This window comes from Falsiroseomonas sp. RANM36 (genome assembly GCF_056682175.1).
On the sequence record NZ_JBWXTD010000003.1, the window covers coordinates 629,966 to 634,415 of the forward strand.

6 protein-coding genes are annotated in these 4,450 nt (G+C 73.6%); 5 read left to right on the forward strand and 1 reads right to left on the reverse strand.

The window, feature by feature from the left end; translation table 11 throughout:
• Positions 1-384: helix-turn-helix domain-containing protein (locus AC1MIR_RS07785; RefSeq protein WP_480027610.1), on the reverse strand; the 384-nt coding region annotated here is incomplete at its 3' end.
• A 78-nt stretch (positions 385-462) separates the two neighbouring features.
• Here AC1MIR_RS07785 and AC1MIR_RS07790 point away from each other — a divergent pair.
• From AC1MIR_RS07790 to AC1MIR_RS07810, 5 genes are all read left to right on the forward strand, one after another.
• A complete protein-coding gene (locus AC1MIR_RS07790; RefSeq protein WP_480027611.1) occupies positions 463-1,167 on the forward strand; it encodes an ABC transporter permease in 705 nt (234 codons plus the stop codon).
• Between the two features lie 2 nt (positions 1,168-1,169).
• Entirely contained in the window at positions 1,170-1,886 is a 717-nt protein-coding gene (locus AC1MIR_RS07795) for an ATP-binding cassette domain-containing protein (RefSeq protein WP_480027612.1), read from the forward strand.
• Positions 1,887-2,061: 175 nt separating this feature from the next.
• A complete protein-coding gene (locus AC1MIR_RS07800) occupies positions 2,062-3,183 on the forward strand; it encodes an NAD(P)/FAD-dependent oxidoreductase (RefSeq protein ID WP_480027613.1) in 1,122 nt (373 codons plus the stop codon).
• On the forward strand, positions 3,180-4,154 hold the full coding sequence (locus tag AC1MIR_RS07805) for a threonine ammonia-lyase (protein ID WP_480027614.1): 975 nt from the start codon (positions 3,180-3,182) through the stop codon (positions 4,152-4,154). Before AC1MIR_RS07800 ends, AC1MIR_RS07805 begins: the two co-directional genes overlap by 4 nt.
• A 26-nt stretch (positions 4,155-4,180) precedes the next feature.
• A complete protein-coding gene (locus tag AC1MIR_RS07810) occupies positions 4,181-4,369 on the forward strand; it encodes a hypothetical protein (RefSeq protein ID WP_109868847.1) in 189 nt (62 codons plus the stop codon).
• Positions 4,370-4,450: the final 81 nt, after the last annotated feature.

Genomic DNA, 4,450 nt, shown 5'->3' on the forward strand with positions numbered 1-4,450 from the left:
GGGGTGCACCCCCCGGGGGGATGCATCAGTATTAGCCCGGGGGGGGGCTTGGCCCCCCCCCCCCCCCAGCGCCGCCAGCCCTTCCAGGCTGCCGCCGCTGCGTAGGGCGAGGCCGCAGCCCGACTGCCGAACCGCCCAGTCCAGCAGGGGATCCTGGCTGCCGGCCAGGATCGGGGGCGCCGCCGGCCGCCCTTCCGGCGCCTCCGCCTGGCGGGTCAGCCAAAGCATCAGCTCGGTGCGAGGGAACAGCCACTTGCCGCCGAGCTGCACCGAAGGCAGCCGCCGGCCGCGGGCCAGGTCGTAAAGCGCGCGCTCCGACAGACGAAGCAGGTTCGCGGCTTCCTTGAGGGTCAGGATCTCGTGCAACTCGGCAAATCCCGGCATCTCGTGGCAGATGTATCTGTCGGCCCTGGTCCGGCATAACCGGCGACGCCAGTTGCCGGGATCAGGGCTAGCACCGACATGAACGACCTGGGAACAGCGATGCTGCTGGCGCTCCGCCTGCTTGCCGAGGGCGATGCGACGCTGGGGCGGATCGTCGGCCTCTCGCTGCGCGTGTCGCTGACGGCGGTTACGATCGCCGCGGCAGTGGGCATGCCGCTCGGTGCGTTGCTCGCGGTGGCGCGCTTTCCGGGCCGGCGCGCCGTCGTTGTGGCGCTCAACGCGCTCATGGGCCTGCCGCCCGTGGTGGCGGGGCTGCTGATCTACCTGCTGCTGTCTCGAAGCGGTCCGCTTGGCGGGCTCGGCCTGCTGTTCACGCCGACCGCCATGGTCATCGCGCAGGCGGTGCTGGTCGCCCCGATCATCGCCGCCCTGACGCGCCAGGCGCTCGAGTCGCTGTGGGAGGAGTATTCGGAACAGCTTCGCTCCTTCGGGGCCAGCGCCGCGCGCGCGGTGCCGACCCTGCTCTGGGACGGGCGCTTCGCGCTGCTGACCGTCCTCCTGGCCGGATTCGGGCGGGCCAGCGCCGAGGTCGGCGCGGTGATGGTGGTGGGCGGCAACATCGAGGGCTTCACCCGGGTGATGACCACGGCCATCGCGCTCGAGACCAGCAAGGGCGACCTGCCGCTGGCTCTGGCGCTCGGCACCGTCCTGATGGCAGTGGTGCTGGCCGTGAACGCGCTGGCGCAGATCTTGCGCGACGTCGCTGCGCGGCGGGGTGCCTGAGCGTGCGGGAGGTCGCCGCCGCGCTGCCGCTGCGGTCCGCGGCGCTGCGCTTCGCAGCCGGCGGGGTCGAGATCCTGCGTGGCCTGGATTTCTCTCTCCATGCCGGCCCGCCCACGGTTATCCTGGGCCCGAACGGGGCCGGGAAATCCGTGCTGCTGCGCGTGCTGCACGGGCTCTTGGCGCCGACGGCGGGCCGGCTCCACTGGTCGCTGCCGGATGCCGAGGCGCGGCGCCGCCAGGCCATGGTGTTCCAGCGCCCCGTGATGCTGCGGCGCAGCGTGCTGGCCAATGCGCTCTATCCGCTGCGCCTGGCCGGCACGCCGGAACCCGAACGGGCGGCCTGGGAGGCGCTGGAGCGCGTCGGCGTGGCCGCCCTGGCGGATCGACCGGCCCGGATGCTCTCCGGCGGGGAGCAGCAGCGGCTGGCGCTGGCGCGCGCCTGGGCGCTGCGGCCCGAGATCCTGTTCCTCGACGAACCGACGGCCGCGCTCGATCCTTCCGCGACGGGGCAGGTCGAGGAGATCATCGGCGCCATCGCCGCCTCCGGCACCAAGGTGGTGATGACCACGCATGATCTCGGCCAGGCGCGGCGCCTTGCCGGCGAGGTCATGCTGCTGCTGCAGGGCCGGCTGAACGCCCAGGCGCCTGCCGCGCGCTTCTTCGACGCGCCGCCGACGCCGGAAGCCGCCGCCTTTCTGCGCGGCGACCTGTTGTGGTGATCGCCGGGCCGGCGCTGGTCACGCCGTCCAGCGGCAGGCGGATCATCCGCACGCGACGGCATGTCGAGCCGACCGCCCCGCCGAAGGAGCCCCTGGCGTGCCAATCGCCGCCCTCCGCGAGTCGCCGCCCCGTGACGGTTGACCGCCCGCGCCGGCGGACCGAAGCATGCGCACCATGGACACCCAGGATTTCGACGCGATCGTCATCGGCGCCGGCATGGCGGGTGCGACGACGGCGGCGCATCTGGCCGGCACCCATCGCGTGGCGCTGCTCGAGGCCGAGGAGAGCGCCGGCTACCACGCCACCGGCCGCTCCGCGGCGCTGTGGATCGCCAACTATGGCGGGCCGGACGCGCGCGCGCTGACGGTTGCCTCCCGGCCATTCTTCGAAGCGCCCTGGGCCGGCTTCGCGGCCGCGCCGCTGCTGGCGCCCCGCCCGGTGATCAACCTGGCGCCCGAAGGCCAGCGCGCGCATCTGGAAGCGATGATCGCGGAGGGCGCGGGCATCGAGCCCATCGCGGTCAGCGAGGTGGCGAAGATGGTGCCCGCCCTGCGGCCCGGCTACGCCGTCGCCGCCTCCATCGAGCGCGACGCCTTCGAGATCGACGTCGCCAGCCTTCACCAGGGCTTTTTGAACGTTCTCCGCAAATCCGGGGGCGTGCTGGCGTTACGCAACCGCGCGGGGAGGATCGAGCGGCGCAACGGCGCCTGGGAGGCCGAGACGTCGGCCGGCGCGGTGTTCCGCGCGCCGAAAATCGTGGACGCCGCCGGCGCCTGGGGCGACGAGGTGGCGGCGATCGCAGGCGTCGGGCGCATCGGCCTGCAACCGAAGCGCCGCACCGCGCTGATCGTCGATCCCGGCCAGTACGACTGCACGCACTGGCCGCTGCTCGGCGACGCCGACCATAGCTGGTACGTGCGCGCGGAGGCGCGGCGGAAGCTGATGGTCTCGCCGGCCGACGAGACGGACATGGACCCGCATGACGTGCAGCCGGACGAGCTTGACATCGCCATCGCCGTCGAGCGCATGCAGGAGGCGCTGGACATCCCGGTGACGCGCATCGAGCATCGCTGGGCGGGGCTGCGCAGCTTCACGCCGGACCGTTCGCTCGCGATCGGCGAGGATCGCGCGGCACCCGGCTTCTTCTGGATGGTCGGCCAGGGCGGCTTCGGCATCCAGACCTCGCCGGCGGCGGGCGCGCTGATCGCTTCGCTGGTGCGCGGCGACGACCCCGGCCCGCTGGCGCCTGTCGTGCCGATGGTGGATCCCGACCGCTTCCGGAGGAATCGCGCGTGACCTTGCCGAGCCACGAGGATGTGCGCGCCGCCGCGGCGCGCATCGCACCCCACATCATCCGCACGCCGATGCTGCGCCACCGGCTGCTGGACGAGATGACCGGCGGCACGATCCTGGTGAAGCCGGAGCCGCTGCAGCGCACCGGCAGCTTCAAGCTGCGCGGCGCGACCAACGCCGCGCTGAAGCTCGATCCGGCGCTGCGCAAGGCCGGCGTCGTGACGCATTCCTCGGGCAATCACGGGCAGGCGACGGCCTGCGCGGCGGCGATGCTCGGCATGCCCGCGCTGATCGCGATGCCGATGGACGCGCCCGCGATCAAGGTGGAGAGCACGAAGCGCTGGGGCGCCGAGATCACCTTCTTCGACCGCAAGACCACCGACCGCGAGACGCTGGCGCAGAGGCTCGCGGCCGAGCGCGGCGGCACCGTGCTGCCGCCCTTCGACCACCCGGACGTCATCGCCGGCCAGGGCACGCTCGCGCTGGAGCTGATCGAGGACGCGGCCGCGGCGGGCCTCACGCTGGATGCTCTGGCGGTCTGCACCGGCGGCGGCGGGCTGGTCGCGGGCTGCGCGCTGGCGGTGGAAGGCGCCTCCCCGACCACGCAGGTCTGGGCGGTGGAGCCGGAGGGCTGGGACGACACCAAGCGCAGCCTGGAAGCCGGCGCGCGCATCGCCAATGACGGGCAGGGCGAGACGATCTGCGACGCGCTGCTCTCGCTGCGCCCCGGCGAGATCACCTTCGCGGTGAACCAGCCGCGCCTCTCGGGCGGCGTGGTCGTCACGCGCGCCGAGGTGTTCCGCGCGATGCGCTTCGCCTTCGAGCATCTGAAGATCGTGGCCGAGCCCGGCGGCGCGGTCGCGCTGGCCGCGGTGCTGGCCGGCAAGCTCGATGCGCGCGGCCGCACCATCGGCGTGGTGGTGAGCGGCGGCAATGTGGACCCGGCGGTCTTCGCCGAAGCGCTGGCGGCATAGGCCGAGGTCAGGGGGAGAAGGGGCGGATGCAGGAGAAGGATGTGCTGGCGGCGGCGGTCGGGCTGGGCGCGCCCTGGCCGGCGCGGGATGGCGAGATCGCGGAGGCGATCGCAACGGCCCGCAAGACCATCGGCGGCTTCACGCGGCCCGCGGATGAGAAGGCCGAGCCCCTGCCCGCCTTCGTCGTGCCCGCCGCCAAGGAGCCGCGCCGATGAGCGTCGCGCCCGAGGACATGACGCTCGCCGAGGCGTCGCGCCCCCCCCCCCCCCCGCGCCCCGCCCCCGGCGCGCGGGCGG

Excerpts from the sequence above, each read along its gene's own strand:
- AC1MIR_RS07790 (WP_480027611.1), top strand. The coding sequence starts at position 463 with ATGAACGACCTGGGAACAGCGATGCTGCTGGCGCTCCGCCTGCTTGCC.
- AC1MIR_RS07800 (WP_480027613.1), top strand. The coding sequence starts at position 2,062 with ATGGACACCCAGGATTTCGACGCGATCGTCATCGGCGCCGGCATGGCG.
- AC1MIR_RS07810 (WP_109868847.1), top strand. The coding sequence starts at position 4,181 with ATGCAGGAGAAGGATGTGCTGGCGGCGGCGGTCGGGCTGGGCGCGCCC.